Origin of the sequence: Streptomyces canus 299MFChir4.1 (assembly GCF_000383615.1) — a bacterium.
In the GTDB taxonomy this organism is placed as follows: domain Bacteria; phylum Actinomycetota; class Actinomycetes; order Streptomycetales; family Streptomycetaceae; genus Streptomyces; species Streptomyces canus_C.
In genome coordinates, this window is the sequence record NZ_KB911583.1 from 43327 (window position 1) to 66264 (window position 22938).

A 22938-nucleotide genomic window follows, 5' to 3' on the forward strand; every position below is an offset into this window, starting at 1 on the left:
CAGCAGAGCACCACACTGCACACTGCACGAAGGGGAAGCCATGACAGCGACGACCGACGGAAGCACCGGGGCCCTGCCGCCCCGCGCTGCCGCGGCCAGCGAAACCCACCTCGACACCCCCGTGGCGGCCGGGATACAAGAAGCCGCCCTGCGTGCCGTCCAGCGCGCCACCGACCACCTGCTCGCCCGGCAGGACGCCGAGGGCTGGTGGAAAGGCGACCTGGAGACCAACGTCACGATGGACGCCGAGGACCTGCTGCTCCGTCAGTTCCTCGGCATCCGCGACGAGTCGACCACCCGGGCCGCCGCCCAGTTCATCCGCGGCGAGCAGCGCGAGGACGGTACCTGGGCCAGCTTCTACGGCGGGCCCGGCGAACTCTCCACCACCGTCGAGGCGTACGTAGCCCTGCGCCTGGACGGCGACGCCCCGGACGCCCCGCACATGGCGAAGGCCTCCGCCTGGATCCGTGCCCAGGGCGGTATCGCCGCCGCCCGGGTGTTCACCCGGATCTGGCTCGCCCTGTTCGGCTGGTGGAAGTGGGAGGACCTGCCCGAACTCCCGCCGGAACTCATCTACTTCCCCAAGTGGGTCCCGCTCAACATCTACGACTTCGGCTGCTGGGCCCGCCAGACCATCGTCCCGCTGACGATCGTCTCCGCGAAGCGCCCGGTCCGGCCCGCGCCCTTCCCGCTCGACGAACTGCACACCGACCCGGCCGACCCGAACCCGGCCAAGCCCCTCGCCCCGGTGGCGAGTTGGGACGGCGCCTTCCAGCGGCTCGACAAGGCGATGCACCAGCTGCGCAAGGTCGCCCCGCGCAGACTCCGCAGAGCCGCGATGAACAGCGCGGCCCGCTGGATCATCGAACGGCAGGAGAACGACGGCTGCTGGGGCGGCATCCAGCCCCCGGCCGTGTACTCGGTGATCGCCCTGCACCTGCTCGGCTACGACCTCCAGCACCCGGTCATGCGGGCCGGTCTGGAGTCGCTGGACCGCTTCGCCATCTGGCGCGAGGACGGGTCCCGGATGATCGAGGCGTGCCAGTCGCCGGTGTGGGACACCTGCCTCGCCACCATCGCGCTCGCCGACGCCGGCGTGCCCGCCGACCATCCGCAGCTCGTCAAGGCCGCGGACTGGATGCTCGGCGAGGAGATCGTGCGGCCCGGTGACTGGTCGGTCAAGCGGCCCGGGCTCCCGCCGGGCGGCTGGGCGTTCGAGTTCCACAACGACAACTACCCGGACATCGACGACACCGCCGAGGTCGTCCTCGCGCTGCGCCGGGTCAGGCACCACGACCCCGAGCGGGTGGAGAAGGCCATCGGGCGCGGGGTGCGCTGGAACCTCGGGATGCAGTCGAAGAACGGCGCCTGGGGCGCCTTCGACGTCGACAACACCAGTCCCTTCCCCAACCGGCTGCCGTTCTGCGACTTCGGCGAGGTCATCGACCCGCCGTCCGCCGATGTCACCGCCCATGTGGTGGAGATGCTGGCCGTCGAGGGGCTCTCCCACGACCCGCGCACCCGGCGCGGCATCGAGTGGCTGCTCGCCGAACAGGAGCCGGACGGCTCGTGGTTCGGGCGCTGGGGCGTCAACTACATCTACGGCACCGGGTCGGTGGTGCCCGCCCTGACGGCCGCCGGACTGCCCGCCTCGCACCCGGCGATCCGGCGGGCGGTGGCCTGGCTGGAGAAGGTGCAGAACGACGACGGCGGCTGGGGCGAGGACCTGCGCTCCTACAAGTACGTCAAGGAGTGGAGCGGCCGCGGCGCCTCCACGGCCTCGCAGACGGCCTGGGCGCTGATGGCGCTGCTGGCCGCGGGGGAGAAGGACTCCAAGGCCGTCGAGCGCGGCATCGAGTGGCTCGTGAGCACCCAGCTCGCGGACGGCTCCTGGGACGAGCCCTACTTCACCGGCACCGGCTTCCCCTGGGACTTCTCCATCAACTACCACCTCTACCGGCAGGTCTTCCCGCTCACCGCCCTGGGCCGTTACGTCCATGGAGAACCGTTCTCCCGGACCGAGGCCCTCTGATGAGCACCCAGCCCGCCACCGCCCCGCTGCTGATCGCCTGCGCGCTCGGCATCGAGCATCTCGCCCTGCGCACCGGCGAGCGCGGCGGGGCCGGCGGGCCGGTCACCCTGCTCCGGACGGGCATGGGCCCCAAGGCGGCGCAGCGGTCCGTCACCCGGCGCCTGGCCGACCCGGCCCTCGCCGGGGCCGCCGTGCTGGCCACCGGCTTCTGCGCGGGCCTCGCCCCCGGGATGCACCCCGGCGACCTGGTCGTCGCCGAGGAGACCCGGGACCCGGACGGAACCGTTCCCTGCATGGAGACCGACCTGCTCGTCAAGGAGCTGGTACGGGCCGTGCCGGGACGCACCGTGCACACCGGACCCCTCACCGGCTCCGATCACGTCGTCCGAGGTCACGAGCGGTCCGCGCTACTCGCGACCGGCGCGATCGCGGTCGACATGGAGTCCGCGGCCACGCTCCTGAGCGCCGTGCGCGCGGGCGAACGCCCTGTTGCGGCCGTCCGGGTGGTCGTGGACGCTCCACAACATGAACTCGTCCGGATCGGCACGGTACGCGGTGGAATATCAGCCTTCCGCGTTCTTCGTTCCGTCCTTCCCGCTTTCTATGAATGGCACCGTTCCTTGCTGCTCCCCAGGAGGTGAGCCAGATGGCCATGCCGCTGCGTCAGTCCATCAAGGTCGCTACATACTTGGCCGAACAGAAGCTCCGCAAGCGGGACAAGTTCCCGTTGATCGTGGAGCTTGAGCCCCTCTTCGCGTGCAACCTCAAGTGCGAGGGCTGCGGCAAGATCCAGCATCCGGCGGGCGTGCTCAAGCAGCGCATGCCGGTGGCGCAGGCCGTCGGGGCGGTCCTTGAGTCCGGTGCGCCGATGGTGTCCATCGCCGGCGGTGAGCCGCTGATGCACCCTCAGATCGATGAGATCGTCCGGCAGTTGGTGGCGAAGAAGAAGTACGTCTTCCTCTGCACCAACGCCATGCTGCTGCGCAAGAAGATGGACAAGTTCACGCCCTCCCCCTACTTCGCCTTCGCCGTGCACATCGACGGGCTGCGCGAGCGGCACGACGAGTCCGTTGCCAAGGAGGGCGTGTTCGACGAGGCGGTGGAGGCGATCAAGGAGGCCAAGCGGCGCGGCTTCCGGGTCACCACCAACTCGACCTTCTTCAACACCGACACCCCGCAGACCATCATCGAGGTGCTCAACTTCCTCAACGACGACCTCAAGGTCGACGAGATGATGATCTCGCCCGCCTACGCCTACGAGAAGGCGCCCGACCAGGAACACTTCCTGGGTGTGGAGCAGACCCGTGAGCTGTTCAAGAAGGCCTTCGCGGGCGGCAACCGCAAGAAGTGGCGGCTCAACCACTCCCCGCTCTTCCTGGACTTCCTGGAGGGCAAGGTCGACTTCCCGTGCACGGCCTGGGCGATCCCGAACTACTCCCTGTTCGGCTGGCAGCGCCCCTGCTACCTGATGAGCGACGGGTACGTGCCGACGTACCGCGAACTCATCGAGGAGACCGACTGGGACAAGTACGGCCGCGGCAAGGATCCGCGCTGCGCCAACTGCATGGCGCACTGCGGCTACGAGCCCACGGCCGTCCTCGCCACCATGGGCTCGCTCAAGGAGTCGCTGCGCGCCATGCGCGAGACGGTCTCCGGAAACCGCGAGTAGCGCCATGACCGCCATTCCCTTGGGCGTCCCCGAGGTACCGGTCCGGCCGATCGCCGAGCGGCGCGTGTCGCGGCAGATCCAGGTCGGGCCGGTGGCGGTCGGGGGCGGGGCCCCGGTGTCGGTGCAGTCGATGACGACGACCCGTACGTCCGACATCGGCGCCACCCTCCAGCAGATCGCCGAACTGACCGCGTCCGGCTGCCAGATCGTCCGTGTCGCCTGTCCCACGCAGGACGACGCGGACGCCCTCGCGACGATCGCCCGCAAGTCGCAGATCCCGGTGATCGCGGACATCCACTTCCAGCCCAAGTACGTGTTCGCGGCGATCGAGGCGGGCTGTGCGGCCGTACGCGTCAATCCCGGCAACATCAAGCAGTTCGACGACAAGGTCAAGGAGATCGCGCGGGCCGCGAATGACCACGGCACGCCGATCCGGATCGGGGTCAACGCCGGGTCGCTGGACCGGCGGCTGCTCCAGAAGTACGGCAGGGCGACTCCGGAGGCGCTGGTCGAATCGGCGCTGTGGGAAGCGTCGTTGTTCGAGGAGCACGGATTCCGGGACATCAAGATCTCCGTCAAGCACAACGACCCCGTGGTGATGGTGGCCGCCTACCAGCAGCTCGCCGAGCAGTGCGACTACCCGCTGCACCTGGGGGTCACGGAGGCCGGGCCCGCCTTCCAGGGGACGATCAAGTCAGCGGTGGCCTTCGGGGCGCTGCTGTCCAGGGGCATCGGCGACACCATCCGGGTGTCGCTGTCCGCCCCGCCCGTCGAGGAGGTCAAGGTCGGCATCCAGATCCTGGAGGCGCTGAACCTGCGGCAACGCCGGCTGGAGATCGTCTCGTGCCCGTCCTGCGGGCGCGCGCAGGTGGACGTCTACAAGCTGGCGGACGAGGTCACGGCGGGTCTCGAAGGCATGGAAGTGCCTTTGCGGGTCGCGGTGATGGGGTGTGTGGTCAACGGTCCCGGCGAGGCACGGGAGGCGGACCTGGGGGTCGCCTCCGGCAACGGCAAGGGACAGATCTTCGTGAAGGGCGAGGTCATCAAGACCGTCCCGGAGTCGAAGATCGTGGAGACCCTCATCGAGGAGGCGATGAAGATCGCCGAACAGATGGAGCAGGACGGCGTCGCGTCGGGGGAGCCGGCCGTCACCGTGAGCTGAACAGCACGGACCGAAGGGGGCCCGAGCGTGACCATCTTGGAGAACATCCGGGGACCACGCGACCTGAAGGCGCTGTCCGAGTCGGATCTTGGTGAACTGTCCGAGGAGATCAGGGAGTTCCTGGTGCACGCGGTCGCCAGGACCGGCGGACACCTCGGGCCCAACCTGGGGGTGGTGGAACTGACCATCGCACTCCACCGGGTCTTCGAGTCGCCGGTCGACCGCATCGTGTGGGACACCGGCCATCAGAGCTATGTGCACAAGATCCTGACAGGGCGTCAGGACTTCTCCAAGCTGCGCGGCAAGGGCGGTCTGTCCGGCTACCCCTCCCGCGAGGAGTCCGAGCACGACATCGTCGAGAACAGCCACGCCTCCACCGCGCTCGGTTGGGCCGACGGGCTCGCCAAAGCCCACCAGGTGCAGGGCGAGAAGGGGCATGTCGTCGCGGTCATCGGCGACGGCGCGCTCACCGGCGGCATGGCCTGGGAGGCGCTGAACAACATCGCGGCCGCCAAGGACCGGCCGCTGATCATAGTCGTCAACGACAACGAGCGGTCGTACTCCCCGACCATCGGCGGCCTCGCCAACCATCTGGCCACCCTGCGCACGACCGACAGTTACGAGAAGGTGCTCGCCTGGGGCAAGGACGTACTCCTGAAGACCCCAGTGATCGGCAACACCATCTACGAGTCGCTGCACGGCGCGAAGAAGGGCTTCAAGGACGCCTTCGCACCGCAGGGCATGTTCGAGGACCTCGGGCTGAAGTACGTCGGCCCGATCGACGGACACGACATCGGGGCCGTCGAGTCGGCGCTGCGGCGTGCGAAGCGTTTCCACGGGCCGGTGCTGATCCACTGCCTCACCGAGAAGGGGCGCGGCTACGAGCCCGCCCTCGCCCACGAGGAGGACCACTTCCACACCGTCGGTGTGATGGACCCCCTCACCTGCGAGCCGCTCGCGCCGTCCAACGGGCCTTCCTGGACGTCGGTGTTCGGCGACGAGATCGTCGCGATCGGGGAGGAGCGCGAGGACGTGGTGGCGATCACGGCGGCCATGCTGCACCCGGTGGGGCTCGGGAAGTTCGCCGCGCGTTTCCCGGACCGGGTGTGGGACGTCGGCATCGCCGAGCAGCACGCGGCGGTCTCCGCGGCGGGTCTCGCCACGGGCGGGCTGCACCCGGTCGTCGCCGTGTACGCCACCTTCCTGAACCGGGCCTTCGACCAGCTCCTGATGGATGTCGCCCTGCACCGGTGCGGGGTCACGTTCGTCCTCGACCGGGCCGGGGTCACGGGAGTGGACGGGGCCTCCCACAACGGCATGTGGGACATGTCGATCCTCCAGGTCGTGCCCGGACTGAGGATCGCCGCGCCCCGCGACGCCGGCCAGCTGCGGGCGCAGCTGCGGGAGGCCGTCGCCGTGGACGACGCGCCGACGCTGGTGCGGTTCCCGAAGGAGTCGGTGGGGCCCGTGGTCCCGGCCGTGGACCACGTGGGCGGCATGGACGTGCTCCACCGCGGGGAGCGGCCCGAGGTGCTTCTCGTCGCCGTCGGCGTGATGGCGCCCGTCTGCCTCCAGGCCGCCGAGCTGCTGGAAGCGCGGGGCATCGACTGCACGGTCGTGGACCCCCGTTGGGTCAAGCCCGTCGATCCCGCGCTGCCGGGCCTCGCGGCGGAGCATCGGCTGGTGGCCGTGGTCGAGGACAACAGCCGGGCCTCCGGAGTGGGCGCCGCGGTGGCGCTGGCGCTCGGGGACGCCGAGGTCGACGTGCCGGTACGGCGGTTCGGGATCCCGGAGCAGTTCCTCGCGCACGCCAAGCGGGGCGAGGTGCTCGCCGACATCGGTCTGACGCCGGTCGAGGTGGCGGGACGGATCAGCGCGAGCCTGGCCGTGAAGGCACAGGCCGACGTCAAGGAGACTGCTGAATGAGCACGGAGTTCGACCTCGGCAGACTCCTGGCCGAGCGCGGAGCCGAGCGCTACGAGCTGCACGGCAGGTACCTGAACCACCAGCTCCCGCGCATGCTGCACACCATCGGCTTCGACAAGGTCTACGAGCGTGGCGAGGGCGCCTACTTCTGGGACGCGGACGGCAACGACTACCTGGACATGCTCGCCGGGTTCGGGGTGATGGGCCTCGGGCGCCACCACCCCGTCGTCCGCAAGGCACTGCACGACGTCCTCGACGCCTCGCTCGCCGACCTCACCCGCTTCGACTGCCAGCCGCTGCCGGGGCTGCTGGCGGAGAAGCTGCTCACGTACAGCCCGCACCTGGACCGGGTGTTCTTCGGGAACAGCGGCACCGAGGCGGTGGAGACCGCGCTGAAGTTCGCCCGGTACGCCACCGGCAGGCCCCGCGTCCTGTACTGCGACCACGCCTTCCACGGGCTGACCACCGGGTCGCTGTCGGTCAACGGCGAGTCCGGTTTCCGGGACGGATTCGCGCCCCTGCTGCCCGACACCGCCGTACCCCTCGGCGATCTCGACGCCCTGGCCCGGGAGCTGAAGAAGGGGGACGTCGCCGCCCTGGTCGTCGAGCCGATCCAGGGCAAGGGCGTGCACGAGGCGCCGCCCGGGTATCTGCGCACCGCGCAGGAGCTGCTGCGCAGGCACAAGGCGCTGCTCATCGCCGACGAGGTGCAGACCGGGCTCGGGCGGACCGGGGACTTCTACGCCTACCAGCACGAGGACGGCGTCGAGCCCGACCTGGTGTGCGTGGCCAAGGCGCTCTCCGGAGGCTATGTCCCGGTCGGTGCCACCCTCGGCAAGGACTGGATCTTCAAGAAGGTCTACTCGTCGATGGACCGGGTACTGGTGCACTCGGCGAGCTTCGGATCAAACGCCCAGGCGATGGCGGCCGGGCTCGCCGTCCTGTCGGTCATGGAGAACGAGCAGATCGTCGCGAACGCCCGCGCCACCGGTGACCTGCTGCGGTCCCGGCTCGCAGCCCTGACCGACAAGTACGAACTGCTCGCCGACGTCCGCGGCCGGGGTCTGATGATCGGCATCGAGTTCGGCAGGCCGAAGTCGCTCAAGCTGCGCAGCCGCTGGACCATGCTCCAGGCCGCGCGCAAGGGCCTGTTCGCGCAGATGGTCGTCGTCCCGCTGCTCCAGCGGCACCGGATCCTCACCCAGGTCTCCGGCGACCACCTGGAGGTCATCAAGCTCATCCCGCCGCTCGTCGTCGGAGAGGCGGAGGTGGACCGGTTCGTGGACGCCTTCACGGAGGTCATGGACGACGCGCACAGCGGCGGCGGACTGATGTGGGACTTCGGCAAGACGCTGGTGAAGCAGGCGGTGGCCAACCGGTAACGGCCCGACCCGAAGGGTTTTGCCTCTGAGGCAAGAAATTTGCCGCAGAGGCAAAGCTCCGGCTCAATGGAGGTATGACCTCCCCGGAAGCCTTCACGGAGCTGCCCTCGGTGGCTCCCCAGCTTCGCGCCCTGCGCCGTCGCGCCTCCCTCACTCTGGAGGCCGCGGCCGGTGCCGCGGGGCTGTCGCCCGCCCATCTCTCGCGGCTGGAGACCGGACAGCGCCAGCCCTCGCTGCCGATGCTGCTCGCGCTCGCCCGTATCTACAGTACGACGGTCTCGGAACTGCTCGGCGAGACGGTCGCGGAGCGGGACGCCGTGGTGCGCTCCGCCGACATGGAACCGACCGTGGCGGGCGGCTGGACCTACTTCCAGGCGGGCGCGGCCGGCCGTGGCATGCAGGCCCTGCGCGTGCAGGTCCCGCACGGCTCCCAGGGCGACATCGTGCGGGTGCACCCCGGCGAGGAATGGCTGTACGTCCTCAAGGGACGGCTCAGACTCCGCCTCGGGGACGCCACGCACCGGCTCGGCCCGGGCGACAGCGCGCACTTCGACTCGCTGACCCCGCACCGCATCGCCGCCCAGGATCCCGACGGTGTCGAGCTCCTGTTCGTCCACACCCTGTTGCAGAGTCCCACGGCCACGCTGTGCCTGGGCCCCATCCCTGGAGAGACGCCATGAGTGACATGGAGGAGAAGTTCCCCCGCGCCCTGTGGGTGCGCCTCATCATCTACCTCGCCGTCGGCCACGTCTTCGCGGCCTTCATCTACTTCCTCTTCGCGGTGGGAGCCGGGCAGTAGCGGCCGCACGGCTCACTCGAGCAGGCGCTCCCGCAGCCGCTCGCGGATCTCGGGAGTCAGGCCGAGGCCCTCTCGGAGATACGCGTCGACCCCGCCCCACGTCTCCTCGATCGTCTCGAAGGCCGCCTCCAGATACTCGGCGCGCGCCTCGAACAGGGGGCTGAGCAGCTCCATGACCTCGGGGGAGTAGGCGTCGGCGGAGGTGCTGGTGCGGCGCACCTTGTAGCGGCGGTGCTTGGCGTTCGACTCCAGGTAGTCGGCGACGATCGCCTCGCGCTCCACCCCGAGGGCGAGCAGGGTCACGGCGACGGACAGGCCCGCGCGGTCCTTGCCGGCCGCGCAGTGCATGAGGGCGGGCGCGCTGTCCTCCGCGAGGGAACGCAGCACCTGGGAGTGCTCGCCGGTGCGCTCCTTGATCATCGTGCGGTAGGAGTTGGTCATGCGCTCCGCGGCCTTGCCGTCACCGAGGAGCTCGCGCAGCTGCTCTATATCGCCGTCGCGGACCATCTTCCAGAACCAGGTGCCCTCGGCGGGATCGCTCAGCGGCAGGTTCACATTGGTGACGCCCGGCAGGTCGACGTCGGGGCCCTCCAGCTTCTGGTCCGCCGCGTTGCGGAAGTCGAAGATCGTGTGCAGGCCCAGGGAGGCCAGGAAAGCCGCGTCCTCCTCGGTCGCGTGCGCGAGGTGACCGCTGCGGAACAGCATTCCGTGCCGCACCCGCCGCCCGTCCGCCGTCGGCAGTCCGCCCACGTCACGGAAGTTGCGGACACCTGCCAGTTCGGGTTCGGTCGACGGGATCTGCTGCGTCACGGGGGCTCCTCCCAGCCGGGCTCCGCCGACGCGGCTCGTCGACGGGGCACGTCCTCGACGATACGACATGGGTTCCTGGGCCAATGAGTTGTCCACAGGGCCGGCAATGACTTGTCCACAGCCGTTGCAACCAGCGCTGTCCGCCCTTGATGATGTTGGGGCCTGAGTGCACCTGTTGGCACCTGTTCGGATCTGTGAGGAAGCACCATGCTGGAGATCGCCGAGAACGGCCGTACGTGGATTCTGTCCGGGCCGGCCAGCAGTTACGCCCTGCACCTCACCGCCGAGGACGAGCTGCTGCACCTGCACTGGGGCCCGAGGATCGCCCTGGCCGACGCCGAGGCCCTCGCCGTACGTCCGCTGCCCGAGTACTGGCCCTTCGAGTCCCCGCTCGACGGCCGCGAGGAGTACCCCGTCGAGGGCGGTCCCCGCTTCACCCGCCCCGCCCTGTCCGTGCGCACCGACGAGCGGCGCGGCACCGAGTGGAGCTTCGAGGCGTACGACACCGAGGGCGACGAGCTGCGGCTGCGGTTCCGCGACGGCGGGCTGACCATCACGCTGCACTACCGGATGCGCCACGACGTCCTGGAGCGCTGGGTGACCCTGGACAACCAGGACCCGGCCCCGGTCGAGCTGCTGCGCGCCGACTCCGCCACCTGGACCCTGCCCGACCGCGAGGACGGCTGGCGGCTGTCCCAGCTGCACGGCCGCTGGGCCGCCGAGTCCCTGCTCACCCGGACCCCGCTCACCTACGGCGAGAAGGTCATCGGCAGCCGCCGCGGTCACACCGGCCACCAGCACCTGCCGTGGGTGGCGCTCGACACCGACGCCACCGAGGAGCGGGGCGAGGTCTACGGTGTCGCCCTCGGCTGGTCGGGGTCCTGGCGGATCGCCGTGGCACAGCTGCCCGACGCGCGCGTGCAGATCACCGGCGGCGCCGGCTACGACGACTCGGGTCTGCTGCGGCTGGCGGCCGGGGAGTCCTTCACGACCCCGGTCTTCGCCGGCCTCTGGAGCGACGGCGGCTTCGGCGGTGCGAGCCGTGCCTGGCACGCCTACCAGCGGGCGTACGTCATCCCGGACGCGGATCAGGACCGGCCCGTGCTGTTCAACTCCTGGGAGGCCACGAACTTCGACATCTCCGAGGAGCAGCAGGGCACCCTCGCCCGGCGGGCCGCGGCCATGGGCGTCGAGCTGTTCGTGGTCGACGACGGCTGGTTCGGCGCCCGCACCAGTGACCGGGCGGGACTCGGTGACTGGGCGCCCAACCCCGACCGCTTCCCCTCCGGCCTCAAGCCGCTCGGCGACTACGTGCGCGCGCTCGGCATGCAGTTCGGCATCTGGGTCGAGCCGGAGATGATCAACCCGGACAGCGAGCTGTACCGCGCCCACCCGGACTGGGTGCAGTACCAAACGGGACGTAAGAGGACGGAGTTCCGTAATCAGCTCGTGCTGAACCTCGCGCGGGAGGACGTCCAGGAGTACCTGTGGGAGCAGCTCGACACCCTGCTCTCCTCGGCCCCGATCGACTATGTGAAGTGGGACTTCAACCGCTGCTTCACGGACGCGGGCTGGCCCGGCGAGTCCTACCCGCAGCGGCTGTGGGTCGACCATGTGCGCGGCTTCTACGCCTTGTTGGACCGGTTGCGGGCGGCTCACCCGGGCGTGGCCTTCGAGTCCTGCTCGGGGGGCGGGGGCCGGATCGACCTCGGGGTGCTCAGCCGTACCGACCAGGTGTGGACCTCGGACAACACCGACCCGCTCGACCGGCTCGCCATCCAGGAGGGCTTCAGCCAGATCCATCCCGCGCGCGTGATGGCCGCCTGGGTCACCGACAGTCCCAACACCCAGCTCAACGGCCGGGTGAGCTCGCTGCGGTTCCGGTTCGTGAGCGCGATGGCCGGGGTGCTCGGAGTCGGCGGGGACCTCGCGGAGTGGACCGAGGAGGAGCTCGCCGAAGCCGGTCGCTGGGTGAAGCTCTACAAGGAGATCAGGCCGCTGGTGCAGCACGGCGACCTCTACAGGCTGCGGCCTCCGCGGGGCGGACTGAGTGCGGTGCAGTACGTCCGCGGGGACGAGACCGTCGTCCTCGCCTGGCTTCAGGCGCAGAAGTACGGCGAGCCCGTCCCCTCGCTGCGGCTGCGCGGGCTCGACCCGACAGCGTCGTACGAATGCCCCGAAACGGGCGAAGTTCACCGAGGGGTCGTACTGATGCATCACGGACTTCGTACCGGGTTGCGCGGCGACCTCGATGCGACGGTTATCCGGCTGCGCCGCATCTAGGGCTTCTGTCCGAATTGGTAGCTTCCTTCCAACTCCTTCCGGAATGAGGATTCCTGTGAATTCGTGACGTGAGGAGCGTCATAGCCGTGACGGTGCGTCGCCCGTCATGTTCACGTAATTCACAGGTTTATCAAGGGGGTTTGGGTGAGAGAAGGACGCCCGATTCACGCAGGGTGACTGGTAATTCTCATGGGGGATCAAGAGAAACGCATACCCGCGCAACCTCTCACTTGTCCCTTTGCGTCTTGCTCGTTTACGTTCGCCACCGATCCGGTCGGACGCCCAATCCTGCCGCCGAACGGATTCCCCACAACCACTTACCCGTGTACGGCAGGAGCGGGGGACCCACAGGCAGTACTGCCTGTTCCGGTCTCCGGAACAGGCTTGGGGTTTAGTCGCGTCTCGGCGCGGCCGGGCATCTCCAGCCCGCACCCGACAGCTCACCTCGCAGGCGCCGGAGAGGAATTCGTCATGCCCGCGAAGGGTAAGCACCGCCGCCCGAAGTCCCAGCGCTTCGCCCGCTCGATCGCCATCGCCGGAACCGGGGGCGCCGCGCTCGCCCTCCCGCTCATGGGGGCCACCGGCGCGCACGCCGCCACCTCGCAGTCCGTGTCGGAAAAGGTCGTTCAGTCGATTCCCGTCACGCAGAAGGCCGTTGAGAAGTCCGCCGAAAAGGCGGCCGCCAAGAAAGGCACGGCAAAGACCTCGACCGTGCGCATCTATTCGGTGCGGGCCGGCGACTATCTCTCGAAGATCGCCGACGAACAGCATGTGGGCGGGGGCTGGAAGAAGCTCTATGCCGACAACCGCCAGGCGATCGGCGACGACCCGTCACTGATCCACCCGGGTCTGAAGCTCTCGATCGGCAAGAAGGCGAAGGCGGGCGCGGCGAAGACCGGGTCCTCCTCGTCCTCCTCGGCCAGGACCGAGAAGGCCGAGCCAAAGAAGTCGACGTCGAAGTCGACCACTGCCACCCAGAGCTCCGCCACCACCAGTGCCAGCGGCTTCACCCTCCCGGTCAGCGGCGCCACCATCGGCACCGGCTACCGCGTCGCGGGCAGCATGTGGTCCAGCGGCTACCACACCGGCGTCGACTTCGTCGTCCCGACCGGCACCTCGCTCAAGGCCGTCGGCGCGGGCACGGTCGTCTCCGCGGGCTGGGGCGGCGCCTACGGCAACCAGGTCGTCATCAAGCTGGCCGACGGCTACTACGCGCAGTACGCCCACCTGTCCCAGCTCTCCGTCTCGGCCGGCCAGACCGTGACCGCGGGCCAGCAGATCGGCCTCTCCGGCGCGACCGGCAATGTGACCGGCCCGCACCTGCACTTCGAGATCCGCACCACGCCGGACTACGGCTCCGACGTGGACCCGGTCGCCTACCTCCGCTCGAAGGGCGTCGCCGTCGGCTGACGCCCCCCTGTGCCACCGAAGGCCGGACCCCGATCCCCGGGTCCGGCCTTCGGTGTTTCCGTGGAAGCGCGATGCCGGTCGGGGGTGTTCGCGCCTTCATGATCGCTTCGTTGCGTTCTTGTGGCAGGCGCACTCGGGGCGTCGACAGGTGGGGGAGGGGAGGGCACAGTGAACTCCGTTGCTGCGCAAGCGCTTTCTAACGGCTTCGGAGTTCACCCCCTTCCCGGAAGGAACCGTCCCCCATGACGACCACGCGCAGAGCCTTCGGAGCCCTCGCGGCCGGCGCCGCCCTGGGGGCCCTCGCCCCCGCGGCCACCGCGAGCGCCTCGCCCCACCACCGGCGCCTCATCGCTCACGACGACTTCCGTCACGGCCTCGGTCGCTGGACCGTCGAACTGGAGCAGGGCGGCACGGTCACCGCGCGCCACGGGATCCTGGAGGTCGACGTTCCGGCCGGTGCGACGATCTGGTTCAGGCAGCCGCTCGCAGGGCCGTACGTCCTGGAGTACACCGCCACGCCCGTGTCCGCGGGCGGGGTCAACGACCGGGTGTCCGACCTGAACAACTTCTGGAACGCGGTCGACGTCCGGTCTCCCGACGACCTCTTCGCCGTCCCCCGGGGCGGGGCGCTCGCGGAGTACGACTACCTGAGGACGTACTACTCCGGCTACGGCGCCAACTACAACACCACGACACGGCTGCGCCGCTATGTCGGACAATCCGGTGTGCGGCCCCTGATCTACGACTACACCGAGCCGCTGCTGGTCGCGAACCAGCCGAACCGGGTACGGATTGTCTCGGACGGCTCCAGGGTGCAGTGGTGGAACAACGGGCGGCTCGTCTTCGACTACACCGACCCGGAGCCTTATACGGGCGGGCACTTCGCGTTCCGGACCACCTGGAGCCACTTCCGGATCAGTGACTTCGGGGTGTGGCGGTCGCAGCGTCAACACTCCTGATGAAAGGGCTATTCCTGGTTTGGCCAACACTTTAGGAGTGGCTTATCTCACCGCCCGTCAAGTCCTTCCTACGGTCGCGTAGGTCACATTCGAAGGTGAATCATGAACGGCTGTGGCAGACGATTCGAAGAATGACAGCAGCTCAGTGATCGGGTCGTACGTGGCGGTGGGGGACAGCTTCACCGAGGGCGTCGGCGACCCCGGCCCTGACGGGGCGTTCGTCGGCTGGGCCGACCGGTTCGCGGTACTTCTCGCGGACCGGCGACCCGAAGGCGACTTCAGGTACAGCAATCTCGCCGTACGCGGGAAGCTGCTCGACCAGATCGTCGAGGACCAGCTTCCGCAGGCCGTCGAACTGGCACCGGACCTGGTGTCGTTCTGCGCCGGCGGCAACGACATCATCCGGCCCGGCACCGACCCCGACGAGGTCGCCGAACGCTTCGAGCGGGCCATCGCCCGGCTCACCCAGGCGTGCGGCACGGTCATGGTGACGACCGGCTTCGACACCCGTGGTGTGCCCGTGCTCAAGCATCTGCGCGGCAAGATCGCCACGTACAACGGACATGTGCGGGCCGTCGCCGACCGGTACGGATGCCCGGTGCTCGATCTGTGGTCCCTGAAGACCATCCAGGACCGGCGGGCCTGGGACAGCGACCGGCTGCACCTCTCGCCGGAGGGGCACACGCGTGTGGCGCTCCGTGCGGGACAGGTGCTGGGCCTTGAGGTGCCGGCGGACCCGGACCAGCCCTGGCCGCCGCTTCCCCCTCGCGGGCCGCTGGACGTGCGGCGGGATGACGTGCACTGGGCGCGTGAGTTCCTGGTGCCGTGGATCGGACGCCGGCTGCGGGGGGAGTCCTCCGGGGACCATGTCACCGCCAAGGGTGTGCTGTCGCCGGACGACATCAAGACGCGGATCGCCAAGGTGGCTTGAGCCCGAGGCGGTCCTGGGGCCGGTCGGGGCGGGGGTCGCCCGGCGTCCGCGGTCGGGTCGTCCACCAGTGCACCTGGGCGGCCCGGCTCGTGAGCCGCCGCTAGGCGGGACTCGTGCCGTCCAGCCCGAGTTCCCGCGCCAGGGCCTCGTCCACCCACTCCTGGGCCCGCGACCTGGCCACCGCGCCCGCATAGGACGTCAGTTGGACCGCCAGGCCGTCCAAAAGGGCGGTGAGGCGCAGCGCGGTGGCCTCCGGGTCCGGGCAGCGGAACTCGCCCGCGGCCACGCCCTCGGCGATCACCTCGGTGAGCGCCGCCTTCCAGCGTCTGTCGAGGTCGCGCGTGACCTCCTGGAGGGCCGGTTCACGCAGGGCCACCGCCCAGCCCTCGATCCACAGCCGCCAACCTTTGGCCTGGCCCGTCGGGGCGTACCAGCGCACGGCCGACCGGAGCCGGCGCAGGGCGCTGGTGCGACGGCCGAGGAGCTTGCGCAGACGGGCCAGGTCCTCCTCGGCGGCGTAGGTGAAGGCGGCGGCGACCAGCTTCTCCTTCGTGGAGAAGTGATAGAGCACCAGAGCGTTGCTCACCCCGAGCGCCGAGGCCACGTCGGCGATCCTGACGGCCGCCACGCCCCGCGCCTCGATCTGCTCGATGGCGGCCCGCAGCAGCTCCTCGCGCCGCTCGGCCACTGTCAACCGCACTCTCGCCACGGGCTCACCCTAATCCGTCCCCCTGTGGGGCACCGCGCGACGGGCCAGGTCAGCGGTATCGGCCGAACCGCTCCGCGATCACCGGCAACCGGTCGGCGACCAGCGCGTGCGCGGCGGCGCGCGGAGAGGTGCCGTCCGCCTCCGCGCGCGCCAGCAACTGCTCGACCAGGGCGCGCATGGAACGTCGTATGTGCGTGAAGGCCCCGTCCGCGTCCGGGCCGATGTCTCCGAAGAGGGTCCACCACCACCAAGCGTTCGTCCCGGAGTTGACCACCACGTCGGGCAGTACGGTCACCCCGCGCGCGGCCAGCAGCGCCTCCGCGGCGGGCAGGACCGGCATGTTGGCCGCCTCGACGATCCAACGGGCCCGGATCCGCTCCTGGTTGCCGGTGTCGATCGCGTACGAGACCGCCGCGGGCACGAGTACGTCCACGTCGAGCGACAGCCAGGCCTCGCCGGGCAGTTCACGGTCGGCGCGGCGCAGGGCCGAGCGGTCCACGGTGCCGTGGGCGTCCCTGGCGGCCAGCAGCGCCTCGACGTCGAGCCCCGCCGGGTTGAAGATCGTGCCCTTGATGTCGGCGACGGCCACGACCGTGAGCCCCGCGCGCGCGAGGAAGCGGGCCGTGGCCCCGCCCATGGTGCCGAGGCCCTGCACGGCCACGCGCGTGCCCGCGTACGGCACCCCGGCCGCGTCCAGGGCCGTGAGCGCCGACTCGGCCACCCCGCAGCCGCCCGCCAGCTCGTCGAGTCCGATGCCGTCCACCTCCACGGCGAACGCGTCCGCGAGCCGCCGCCGGGCCGCGGACTCGTCGTCGAGCAGCGGATAGACCGCCTGGATCGAGGAGACCAGGCCGGCCTCCGCGGCCGCCCGGTCCACCAGGTCCTGACTGAGACCGAGGTCCTCGCCGGTCGTCCAGCAGCTCTCGACATACGGCCGCACGGCGCGCAGGTAGCGCACGAGCAGGCCGTACGCCTCCGGGTCCCGGGGGTCGCAGTCGATGCCTCCCTTGGCCCCGCCCAGCGGGACGTACCGCGCCGCGGGGTCGTAGTGCAGGGCCTCCTTCATGGTCATGCCGCGGGCCAGCCCGGCGACCTCGTCCAGCGTGCAGCCAGGGCGCATCCGCAGGCCGCCGCTGGCGACACCCCGTACCAGCCGGTCGACGACCAGGAAGCCCTGGCGGCCGGTGACGTGGTCGGTCCAGGTGAGCGACAGCAAAGGGGTGGTCACGCGGGCTCCGGTGGTGGGGCGGCTACTGAACGAGGGGTCAGTATTTGCAGCCGGATGCGCGCTGTCAACGTGATCCGCCGCGGTGGCGTCCTTATCCGTGTGACCGGACAGACCCCGGCACTGTCAGAGGGGCGGACCATAATGGATGCCTCAGCAACTCCACCTGGAGGTACCGTGACCGGCTTCCGTCCCTTGAGCTCCGGGCTCCGCGCGCTGCAGCCCGCGGCCTTCGGAGCGGATCCGAGCGGTGAGCGCATGGCGCGCATCCGCAGATCCCCCCACTACAAAGACGGTGTCTTCCAGAACCCCGGCGGAACCGCCAGGACCCGGCCCGACGGATCGGCGATCGACTTCGCCAAGGTCTTCTTCGACAGCGACGGCCGACAGCAGCGGGCCCCGGAGGGCCGGATCCCGGTGCACGCCACGACCCTCGCCGACCTCTCCAAGCCCCCTGCCACCGGTCTGCGGCTGACCTGGATGGGGCACTCCAGCGTGCTCGCCGAGATCGACGGACGGCGGGTGCTGTTCGACCCCGTCTGGGGTGAGCGGTGCTCCCCCTTCCCCTTCGCCGGGCCCAAGCGGCTGCACCCCGTGCCACTGCCGCTCGCCGCGCTCGGCCCGGTCGACGTGGTCGTCATCTCCCACGATCACTACGACCACCTGGACATGCCCACGATCAAGGAACTGGCCGGGACGGACACCGTCTTCGCCGTCCCGCTCGGGGTGGGGTCCCACCTCGAACACTGGGGCGTGTCCGCGGACCGGCTGCGCGAGCTGGACTGGCACGAGTCGACCCAGGTCGCCGGGCTGACATTGACGGCCACCCCGGCCCGGCACTTCTGCGGACGGGGACTGCGGAACACCCAGCACACGCTGTGGGCGTCCTGGGTCGTCGCCGGCGGGGAGCACCGGATCTACCACAGCGGTGACACCGGGTACTTCGACGGGTTCAAGGACATCGGCGCGGCCTTCGGGCCCTTCGACGCCACGATGATCCAGCTCGGCGCCTACTCGGAGTTCTGGCCCGACATCCACATGACCCCCGATGAGGCGGTGCGGTCCCATCTGGACCTCCAGGGCGGGGACGCGGCGGAAGGGGTGCTGCTGCCGATCCACTGGGGCACGTTCAACCTCGCGACGCATCCCTGGGCGGAGCCGGCGGAGCGGACGATGCTGCTGTCCCACAAGGCCGGGGTCGCCATGGCCACGCCGCGGCCGGGGGAGCCGTTCGAGCCGGGGGCGGCGCCGGTGGTCGATCCCTGGTGGCGGGGAGTGGCGAGGGCGCCGGCCGGGGGATGGGCCGAGTTGCCCACGGCGGTGGAGGATCGGGAGCAGCCGGTGGCTGAGGTGTGACGTGAGGTTGGTGCCGGTGCCGGCCGGGGTTGGGTCAGCGAGGCGCCCGGTGTGTTTCTGAGCCGCTGAGGACTGTCGAGCGGGCGCTGCCCGGGCTTGCGCACTGCGCGCGTCGGGTCGGCGGCCACTGGCAGGAGCACGGTGACGTCCGTGGCCGTCCTGGCCTTGGGGCCCTGCACCGACAACACCCGACCTCGTGACGCCGTGTCCGGCGAGGACGGGCTGCGGCCAGAAGGCGGCCGTAGCCCCACGAGGTTGTTCGAAGAGCGCCGGCTCGCGTAGCGAGCCGCCGGTGTCACTGCCGCCTGCCGTGGCGAGCGGCCACGTCCCGTAGGCAGCACTGCGCCCGGAGCACCCCCGCGCCCGGAACGCCCCTGCGCCCGGTTCGCCCGCGCTGCGGGATACGGGTACGGGCGCATCGGCGACAGCCTCCGGCGCGCTCATGCGCGCGGATGTCGGTGAGGCGTGGCCCGGTGGCCGCGGCGGTCCCGCACCGCGGCGGACCGACACAGTCAGTGACGATGCGGAAGGCTTGGGCCAAGGCTCCGGAGGGGTGCCGGAGAGCCTGTCGTACCCCGGGTACGGGTCCGCGCGGCGATCGAGGTGTGCGTACGGCCTGGGCCCTCGTCTGTCGTGCGTGACCGGTTCTGACCAGGGCTGATCGGTATTCACTCGTTCGGGTAAGGCGGGCCGGTCGGCTTGTCGGTCTGTCGTGCGAGTCCTCATACCAGAGCGGGACGCTCCGCGGAGGAGTTTGTCAACTGCCGCTCGCACATGATGCGTTGGCGACTACTGTGAGTGTCCGCCGGGCGACGAGGGGTTGAAGTCTTCGGTTCTCTCGACCGGTACGCCATGACGCATGCCCACGGCGAACAGCCGAGGCGCGGGGAGGAGGGAGGCGACGCGCCGGTGACCGATGACCATGCCGCCGCGCGAGCCGCCCGGCAACCCGCCCCGAAGCCCGTGGGGGCACCCGCCGGAGCCCGCCGACCCGGGCCGGGCGGCCCGGAGCCCTCCGGCCCACAGGACCGACGGACCAGTACAAGGACACCGATGTCTCACCTCCGCGCACCGGCCGCACGCGCAGACCGCCGTGAGGGCGGGCGGCACGGGCGGCCGGTCGCCCGCCCCGCCCCCTCGCTGCCCGAGACGCACATACGGCCGCAACTGCTGCGGCTGGCCGTGCTGCCGCCGATCGCGGTCGCCCTCAGCGGCTGCGCGGCCGTCCTGTTCACCGTGCGCTCCACCGGGGCACAACCCGGCCTCATCCTGTGGAGTGTTCTGGCCGGCGCGGTCTCGGTCACCTTCGCGGGCATCGCCATCGCCGCCGTCGCGGCCGACCGCGCCGCGAAATCGGTGAGCGACCGCGTGGGCGCGCTGCGCCGCAGCAGCGCGCGCCGCGAGGCCGACCTGCGGGCCCTGGTCGACGGGCTGCGCCGCGGCGAGCTTCCGCCGGGGCGTGGCCCGGGCACGGGTCCGCCCGAGAACGCCGACGACTTCGACCTGCTCGCCGCCGACCTGGCCCGCGCCCACGACGGGGCCGTCACCGCCGTCGTCCAGGCCGCCCAGCTCTCCAGCCAGGCAGGCAGCGAACAGAAACTGGAGGTCTTCGTCAACCTGGCGCGGCGCCTTCAGTCGCTCGTGCACCGGGAGATCTCGATCCTCGACGAGCTGGAGAACGAGATCGAGGACCCCGACCTGCTCAAGGGGCTCTTCCACGTCGACCACCTCGCCACCCGTATCCGCCGGCACGCCGAGAACCTCGCCGTCCTCGGCGGTGCCGTCTCGCGCCGGCAGTGGAGCAACCCCGTCTCGATGACCGAGGTGCTGCGCTCCGCCATCGCCGAGGTCGAGCAGTACTCGCGGGTCAAGCTCGTGCCGCCGATCGACGGCACACTGCGCGGGCACGCCGTCGCCGACGTCATCCATCTGCTCGCCGAACTGGTCGAGAACGCCACGGTGTTCTCGGCGCCGCACACCCAGGTGCTGCTGCGCGCCAACCTCGTGACCTCCGGGCTCGCCGTCGAGGTGGAGGACCGCGGGCTCGGCATGCCGGTCGCCGAACAGCACCGGATGAACGCCCTGTTGGCGGACCCGGACCAGGTCAACGTCGCGAGTCTGCTGGCGGACGGGCGCATCGGGCTGTTCGTGGTCTCGCAGCTCGCGAAGCGGCACGGGATCCATGTCCGGCTCCAGACCAACATCTACGGCGGTGTCCAGGCGGTCCTCGTCGTGCCGCAGGCGCTGCTGGGTTCGGCGCCGGGAGCGGTCGGCGCGCGGCCGCCGGAGGCCACGGGGGCGGCCGTGTCCCCGCAGGGCCCCGGTCACCCGAGGCCGGGGCACGAGGCACGGCACCGGGGAGCGTCCGCGGAGCCGCGTCCCGGGGCCGACCCGCGGCGGCGGGAGCCCCGGGGCACGGAGCCCGGCCTCAACGGCAGCGCGGCGCCGACGGCACAGGGCGGCGCAGCGGAGCCGCAGGGCGCCCGGCACGGACGCGGTGGCCATGGGCCGGTACTGAACGGGAGTGGCCGCGCGCCCGGCGGAGGTGAACCGGCCGGCGACGGGGCCGCGCCGAACGGCGGCGGGGCCGCGCCGAACGGCGGCGGGGCCGGGCCGAACGGCGGCGGGGCCCCGTCGAGCGGTGGCGGGCATGAGCCCGGCGGCGAGCCTCTGCCCAGTGGCGGCTGGCGCTTCCTGAACAGCGCCTCGGCGACACCGAACACCGGCGGGAGCGTTCCGAACGAAGGCGAGAACCTGCCGGGTGAGGGCGGGCCCGACGGGTCCGACGGGTCTTCGCCGGTCGGCGGCGGAGGCGTGCCGGTCGGCGGCGGAGCCTTTTCCAAGGGCGCTTTGGGGACGCCGGGTGGTGACAGCCAGGCGCTCGGCGGTGACTCACTGGGGAGCGGCAGCGGGGTCTACCTGAACGGTGGCTCGGCCGTACCGGGAGACGGCGGGAGCGTGCCGAACGGAAGCGGGCCCCCGGCCGGTGGGAAGGGCACGGCGACCGACCGGCAGCCCGGTAGTGGGAGCGTGCCGAACGGCGGGGGAGCGCGCTCCGGGCGTCCCGCGCCGCTGCCCGTGCGCGGGGCCCGTGGGGCTCGGCCCACTCCCGCCGATGCCGTGCCCGGGATCAGGCCCGACGACCGGCGGCTGGTCGCCGAGCATGTGACCGCGCCGCCCACCCCGCGTACCGGGACAGTGCGCGGCACCATGGGCAAGCCCCAACTGCCCCGGCGCCGCGCCCAGGAGCACATCGCACCCCAGCTGCGCGGCGGACCGGCGCCCCGGCAGGAAGCCGAGTACCTCACCGGCCACGACCCGGGACTGATGGCGGCCTTCCAGCGCGGGATCAGCCTCGCCGAGGCCCAGCAGCACCTGGAGCCGGAGGGCGGTGAACCGACCACGTCACCGCCGTTGCCGTTGCCGTCGCCGCGTAGGGAGATCGGCCACATGGGTTCGGCCCAGCAGGCCCCGCCGGCCCACCCGGAAACGGCGCCAAGGGGCCGTACGCAGCGGGACGCCGCCTACACAGGTGCACCCACCGACATCGGCTCCCCGGCATCCGCCCCTCCGGAGCCCCGCCCTGCCCCGTCCCCCCATCCGTCCGCCTCCTTCGACTTCGATTTCGACCTGGACGCGAGCCACACGGAGGCCGCACCCACGACCGACGCCACCACCCTTGACGCACCCCCCATGGAGCGGCCCCACATAGCCGAGGCGCACGGCCTCGATCACGACCGCACCACCCCCCGGCACGACGGGAGCGCACCCGCCGGATGACCACCCCCGCGTTCACCCCACCCCCCAGCGCTCCCGCAGACCTTCGTACCTCAAGGAGTCGATCCACCATGGCGAGCGAAGCGCCGACCGGCCATGTATCCGACCTCGACTGGCTGATGAGCGGCCTCGTGCAGCGCGTGCCGCACACCAGCAGCGCGGTCCTGCTGTCCTGCGACGGGCTCGTGAAGTCGGTCCACGGGCTCGACGGGGACAGCGCCGACCACATGGCGGCCCTGGCCGCCGGCCTGTACTCCCTCGGCCGCAGCGCGGGCGTCCGCTTCGGCGACGGCGGGGACGTCCGACAGGTCGTCGTCGAACTCGACTCGACGCTGCTGTTCGTGACCACCGCCGGCTCCGGCACCTGCCTCGCTGTCCTGGCGGGACGCGAGGCCGACGCCGCCGTGCTCGGCTACGAGATGGCGATGCTCGTCAAGAGCGTGCGCCCCTACCTGGTGACCGCGCCCCGGCAGCACGCCGTCGAATCCCCGGCGATGAGGCCTTGAGC

General features: G+C 70.8%; 18 protein-coding genes and 1 riboswitch. Of the genes, 15 read left to right on the forward strand and 3 right to left on the reverse strand.

Annotated elements, in window-relative coordinates; genetic code table 11:
* The first annotated feature begins 40 nt into the window (after nucleotides 1-40).
* The 8 genes from shc (at nucleotide 41) to H293_RS49020 (ending at nucleotide 8970) form a co-directional block, all read left to right on the forward strand.
* Nucleotides 41-2032, forward strand: coding sequence for a squalene--hopene cyclase (gene shc, locus H293_RS0104050; protein ID WP_020116600.1), 1992 nt, complete (start codon nucleotides 41-43; stop codon nucleotides 2030-2032).
* Complete coding sequence (locus H293_RS0104055) at nucleotides 2032-2673, forward strand: phosphorylase family protein (RefSeq protein WP_020116601.1); 642 nt, start codon at nucleotides 2032-2034, stop codon at nucleotides 2671-2673. The genes shc and H293_RS0104055 overlap by 1 nt, the downstream gene beginning before the upstream one ends.
* A 5-nt stretch (nucleotides 2674-2678) precedes the next feature.
* Nucleotides 2679-3701 (forward strand): adenosyl-hopene transferase HpnH, encoded by a 1023-nt coding sequence (gene hpnH, locus H293_RS0104060; RefSeq protein ID WP_020116602.1) that lies wholly within the window; start codon nucleotides 2679-2681, stop codon nucleotides 3699-3701.
* Nucleotides 3702-3705: 4 nt separating this feature from the next.
* Nucleotides 3706-4863 (forward strand): flavodoxin-dependent (E)-4-hydroxy-3-methylbut-2-enyl-diphosphate synthase, encoded by a 1158-nt coding sequence (ispG, locus tag H293_RS0104065; protein ID WP_020116603.1) that lies wholly within the window; start codon nucleotides 3706-3708, stop codon nucleotides 4861-4863.
* 27 nt (nucleotides 4864-4890) lie between these two features.
* Entirely contained in the window at nucleotides 4891-6789 is a 1899-nt protein-coding gene (gene dxs, locus H293_RS0104070; protein ID WP_020116604.1) for a 1-deoxy-D-xylulose-5-phosphate synthase, read from the forward strand.
* On the forward strand, nucleotides 6786-8171 hold the full coding sequence (locus tag H293_RS0104075) for an aspartate aminotransferase family protein (protein ID WP_020116605.1): 1386 nt from the start codon (nucleotides 6786-6788) through the stop codon (nucleotides 8169-8171). Before dxs ends, H293_RS0104075 begins: the two co-directional genes overlap by 4 nt.
* 74 nt (nucleotides 8172-8245) lie before the next feature.
* Complete coding sequence (locus H293_RS0104080) at nucleotides 8246-8851, forward strand: helix-turn-helix domain-containing protein (RefSeq protein ID WP_020116606.1); 606 nt, start codon at nucleotides 8246-8248, stop codon at nucleotides 8849-8851.
* Nucleotides 8848-8970 carry a DUF6126 family protein gene (locus tag H293_RS49020; RefSeq protein WP_033415234.1) on the forward strand — a complete coding sequence of 41 codons (123 nt, stop codon included), beginning with the start codon at nucleotides 8848-8850 and terminating at the stop codon, nucleotides 8968-8970. The genes H293_RS0104080 and H293_RS49020 overlap by 4 nt, the downstream gene beginning before the upstream one ends.
* A 12-nt stretch (nucleotides 8971-8982) precedes the next feature.
* On the opposite strand, the gene H293_RS0104090 is transcribed toward H293_RS49020, so the two are convergent.
* The gene (locus H293_RS0104090) at nucleotides 8983-9780 is read right to left on the reverse strand and encodes a tyrosine-protein phosphatase (RefSeq protein ID WP_020116608.1); all 798 of its coding nucleotides are present in this window, start codon (nucleotides 9778-9780) and stop codon (nucleotides 8983-8985) included.
* Nucleotides 9781-9987: 207 nt separating this feature from the next.
* Here H293_RS0104090 and H293_RS0104095 point away from each other — a divergent pair, with 207 nt between their 5' ends.
* From H293_RS0104095 to H293_RS0104110, 4 genes are all read left to right on the forward strand, one after another.
* Nucleotides 9988-12063, forward strand: a complete 2076-nt coding sequence (locus H293_RS0104095; RefSeq protein WP_020116609.1) for an alpha-galactosidase — start codon at nucleotides 9988-9990, stop codon at nucleotides 12061-12063.
* A 304-nt stretch (nucleotides 12064-12367) separates the two neighbouring features.
* A riboswitch (cyclic di-AMP (ydaO/yuaA leader) is annotated at nucleotides 12368-12532 on the forward strand.
* A 2-nt stretch (nucleotides 12533-12534) separates the two neighbouring features.
* Nucleotides 12535-13473 (forward strand): M23 family metallopeptidase, encoded by a 939-nt coding sequence (locus H293_RS0104100; RefSeq protein WP_020116610.1) that lies wholly within the window; start codon nucleotides 12535-12537, stop codon nucleotides 13471-13473.
* Nucleotides 13474-13715: 242 nt separating this feature from the next.
* Nucleotides 13716-14432, forward strand: a complete 717-nt coding sequence (locus H293_RS0104105; RefSeq protein WP_020116611.1) for a DUF6250 domain-containing protein — start codon at nucleotides 13716-13718, stop codon at nucleotides 14430-14432.
* A 145-nt stretch (nucleotides 14433-14577) separates the two neighbouring features.
* Entirely contained in the window at nucleotides 14578-15363 is a 786-nt protein-coding gene (locus H293_RS0104110; RefSeq protein ID WP_020116612.1) for an SGNH/GDSL hydrolase family protein, read from the forward strand.
* A gap of 100 nt (nucleotides 15364-15463) precedes the next feature.
* Here the strand turns inward: H293_RS0104110 and H293_RS0104115 are convergent, their stop codons facing one another.
* Nucleotides 15464-16072: a TetR/AcrR family transcriptional regulator gene (locus tag H293_RS0104115; RefSeq protein WP_199790131.1), complete on the reverse strand. Its 609-nt coding sequence runs from the start codon at nucleotides 16070-16072 to the stop codon at nucleotides 15464-15466.
* A gap of 49 nt (nucleotides 16073-16121) precedes the next feature.
* On the reverse strand, nucleotides 16122-17300 hold the full coding sequence (locus H293_RS0104120) for a Glu/Leu/Phe/Val dehydrogenase dimerization domain-containing protein (RefSeq protein ID WP_020116614.1): 1179 nt from the start codon (nucleotides 17298-17300) through the stop codon (nucleotides 16122-16124).
* Nucleotides 17301-17474: 174 nt separating this feature from the next.
* Here H293_RS0104120 and H293_RS0104125 point away from each other — a divergent pair, with 174 nt between their 5' ends.
* The 3 genes from H293_RS0104125 to H293_RS0104135 all read left to right on the forward strand — a co-directional run bounded on the left by H293_RS0104125 (nucleotide 17475) and on the right by H293_RS0104135 (nucleotide 22936).
* The gene (locus H293_RS0104125; RefSeq protein WP_020116615.1) at nucleotides 17475-18653 is read left to right on the forward strand and encodes an MBL fold metallo-hydrolase; all 1179 of its coding nucleotides are present in this window, start codon (nucleotides 17475-17477) and stop codon (nucleotides 18651-18653) included.
* A 1053-nt stretch (nucleotides 18654-19706) separates the two neighbouring features.
* On the forward strand, nucleotides 19707-22433 hold the full coding sequence (locus H293_RS0104130; RefSeq protein ID WP_020116616.1) for a sensor histidine kinase: 2727 nt from the start codon (nucleotides 19707-19709) through the stop codon (nucleotides 22431-22433).
* Nucleotides 22434-22501: 68 nt separating this feature from the next.
* Nucleotides 22502-22936, forward strand: coding sequence for a roadblock/LC7 domain-containing protein (locus H293_RS0104135; RefSeq protein WP_020116617.1), 435 nt, complete (start codon nucleotides 22502-22504; stop codon nucleotides 22934-22936).
* Nucleotides 22937-22938: the final 2 nt, after the last annotated feature.

Excerpts from the sequence above, each read along its gene's own strand:
- H293_RS0104095 (WP_020116609.1), top strand. The coding sequence starts at position 9,988 with ATGCTGGAGATCGCCGAGAACGGCCGTACGTGGATTCTGTCCGGGCCG.
- H293_RS0104055 (WP_020116601.1), top strand. The coding sequence starts at position 2,032 with ATGAGCACCCAGCCCGCCACCGCCCCGCTGCTGATCGCCTGCGCGCTC.
- ispG (WP_020116603.1), top strand. The coding sequence starts at position 3,706 with ATGACCGCCATTCCCTTGGGCGTCCCCGAGGTACCGGTCCGGCCGATC.
- H293_RS0104075 (WP_020116605.1), top strand. The coding sequence starts at position 6,786 with ATGAGCACGGAGTTCGACCTCGGCAGACTCCTGGCCGAGCGCGGAGCC.
- shc (WP_020116600.1), top strand. The coding sequence starts at position 41 with ATGACAGCGACGACCGACGGAAGCACCGGGGCCCTGCCGCCCCGCGCT.
- H293_RS0104100 (WP_020116610.1), top strand. The coding sequence starts at position 12,535 with ATGCCCGCGAAGGGTAAGCACCGCCGCCCGAAGTCCCAGCGCTTCGCC.
- H293_RS0104130 (WP_020116616.1), top strand. The coding sequence starts at position 19,707 with ATGTCTCACCTCCGCGCACCGGCCGCACGCGCAGACCGCCGTGAGGGC.
- H293_RS0104080 (WP_020116606.1), top strand. The coding sequence starts at position 8,246 with ATGACCTCCCCGGAAGCCTTCACGGAGCTGCCCTCGGTGGCTCCCCAG.
- hpnH (WP_020116602.1), top strand. The coding sequence starts at position 2,679 with ATGGCCATGCCGCTGCGTCAGTCCATCAAGGTCGCTACATACTTGGCC.
- H293_RS0104135 (WP_020116617.1), top strand. The coding sequence starts at position 22,502 with ATGGCGAGCGAAGCGCCGACCGGCCATGTATCCGACCTCGACTGGCTG.
- H293_RS49020 (WP_033415234.1), top strand. The coding sequence starts at position 8,848 with ATGAGTGACATGGAGGAGAAGTTCCCCCGCGCCCTGTGGGTGCGCCTC.
- H293_RS0104105 (WP_020116611.1), top strand. The coding sequence starts at position 13,716 with ATGACGACCACGCGCAGAGCCTTCGGAGCCCTCGCGGCCGGCGCCGCC.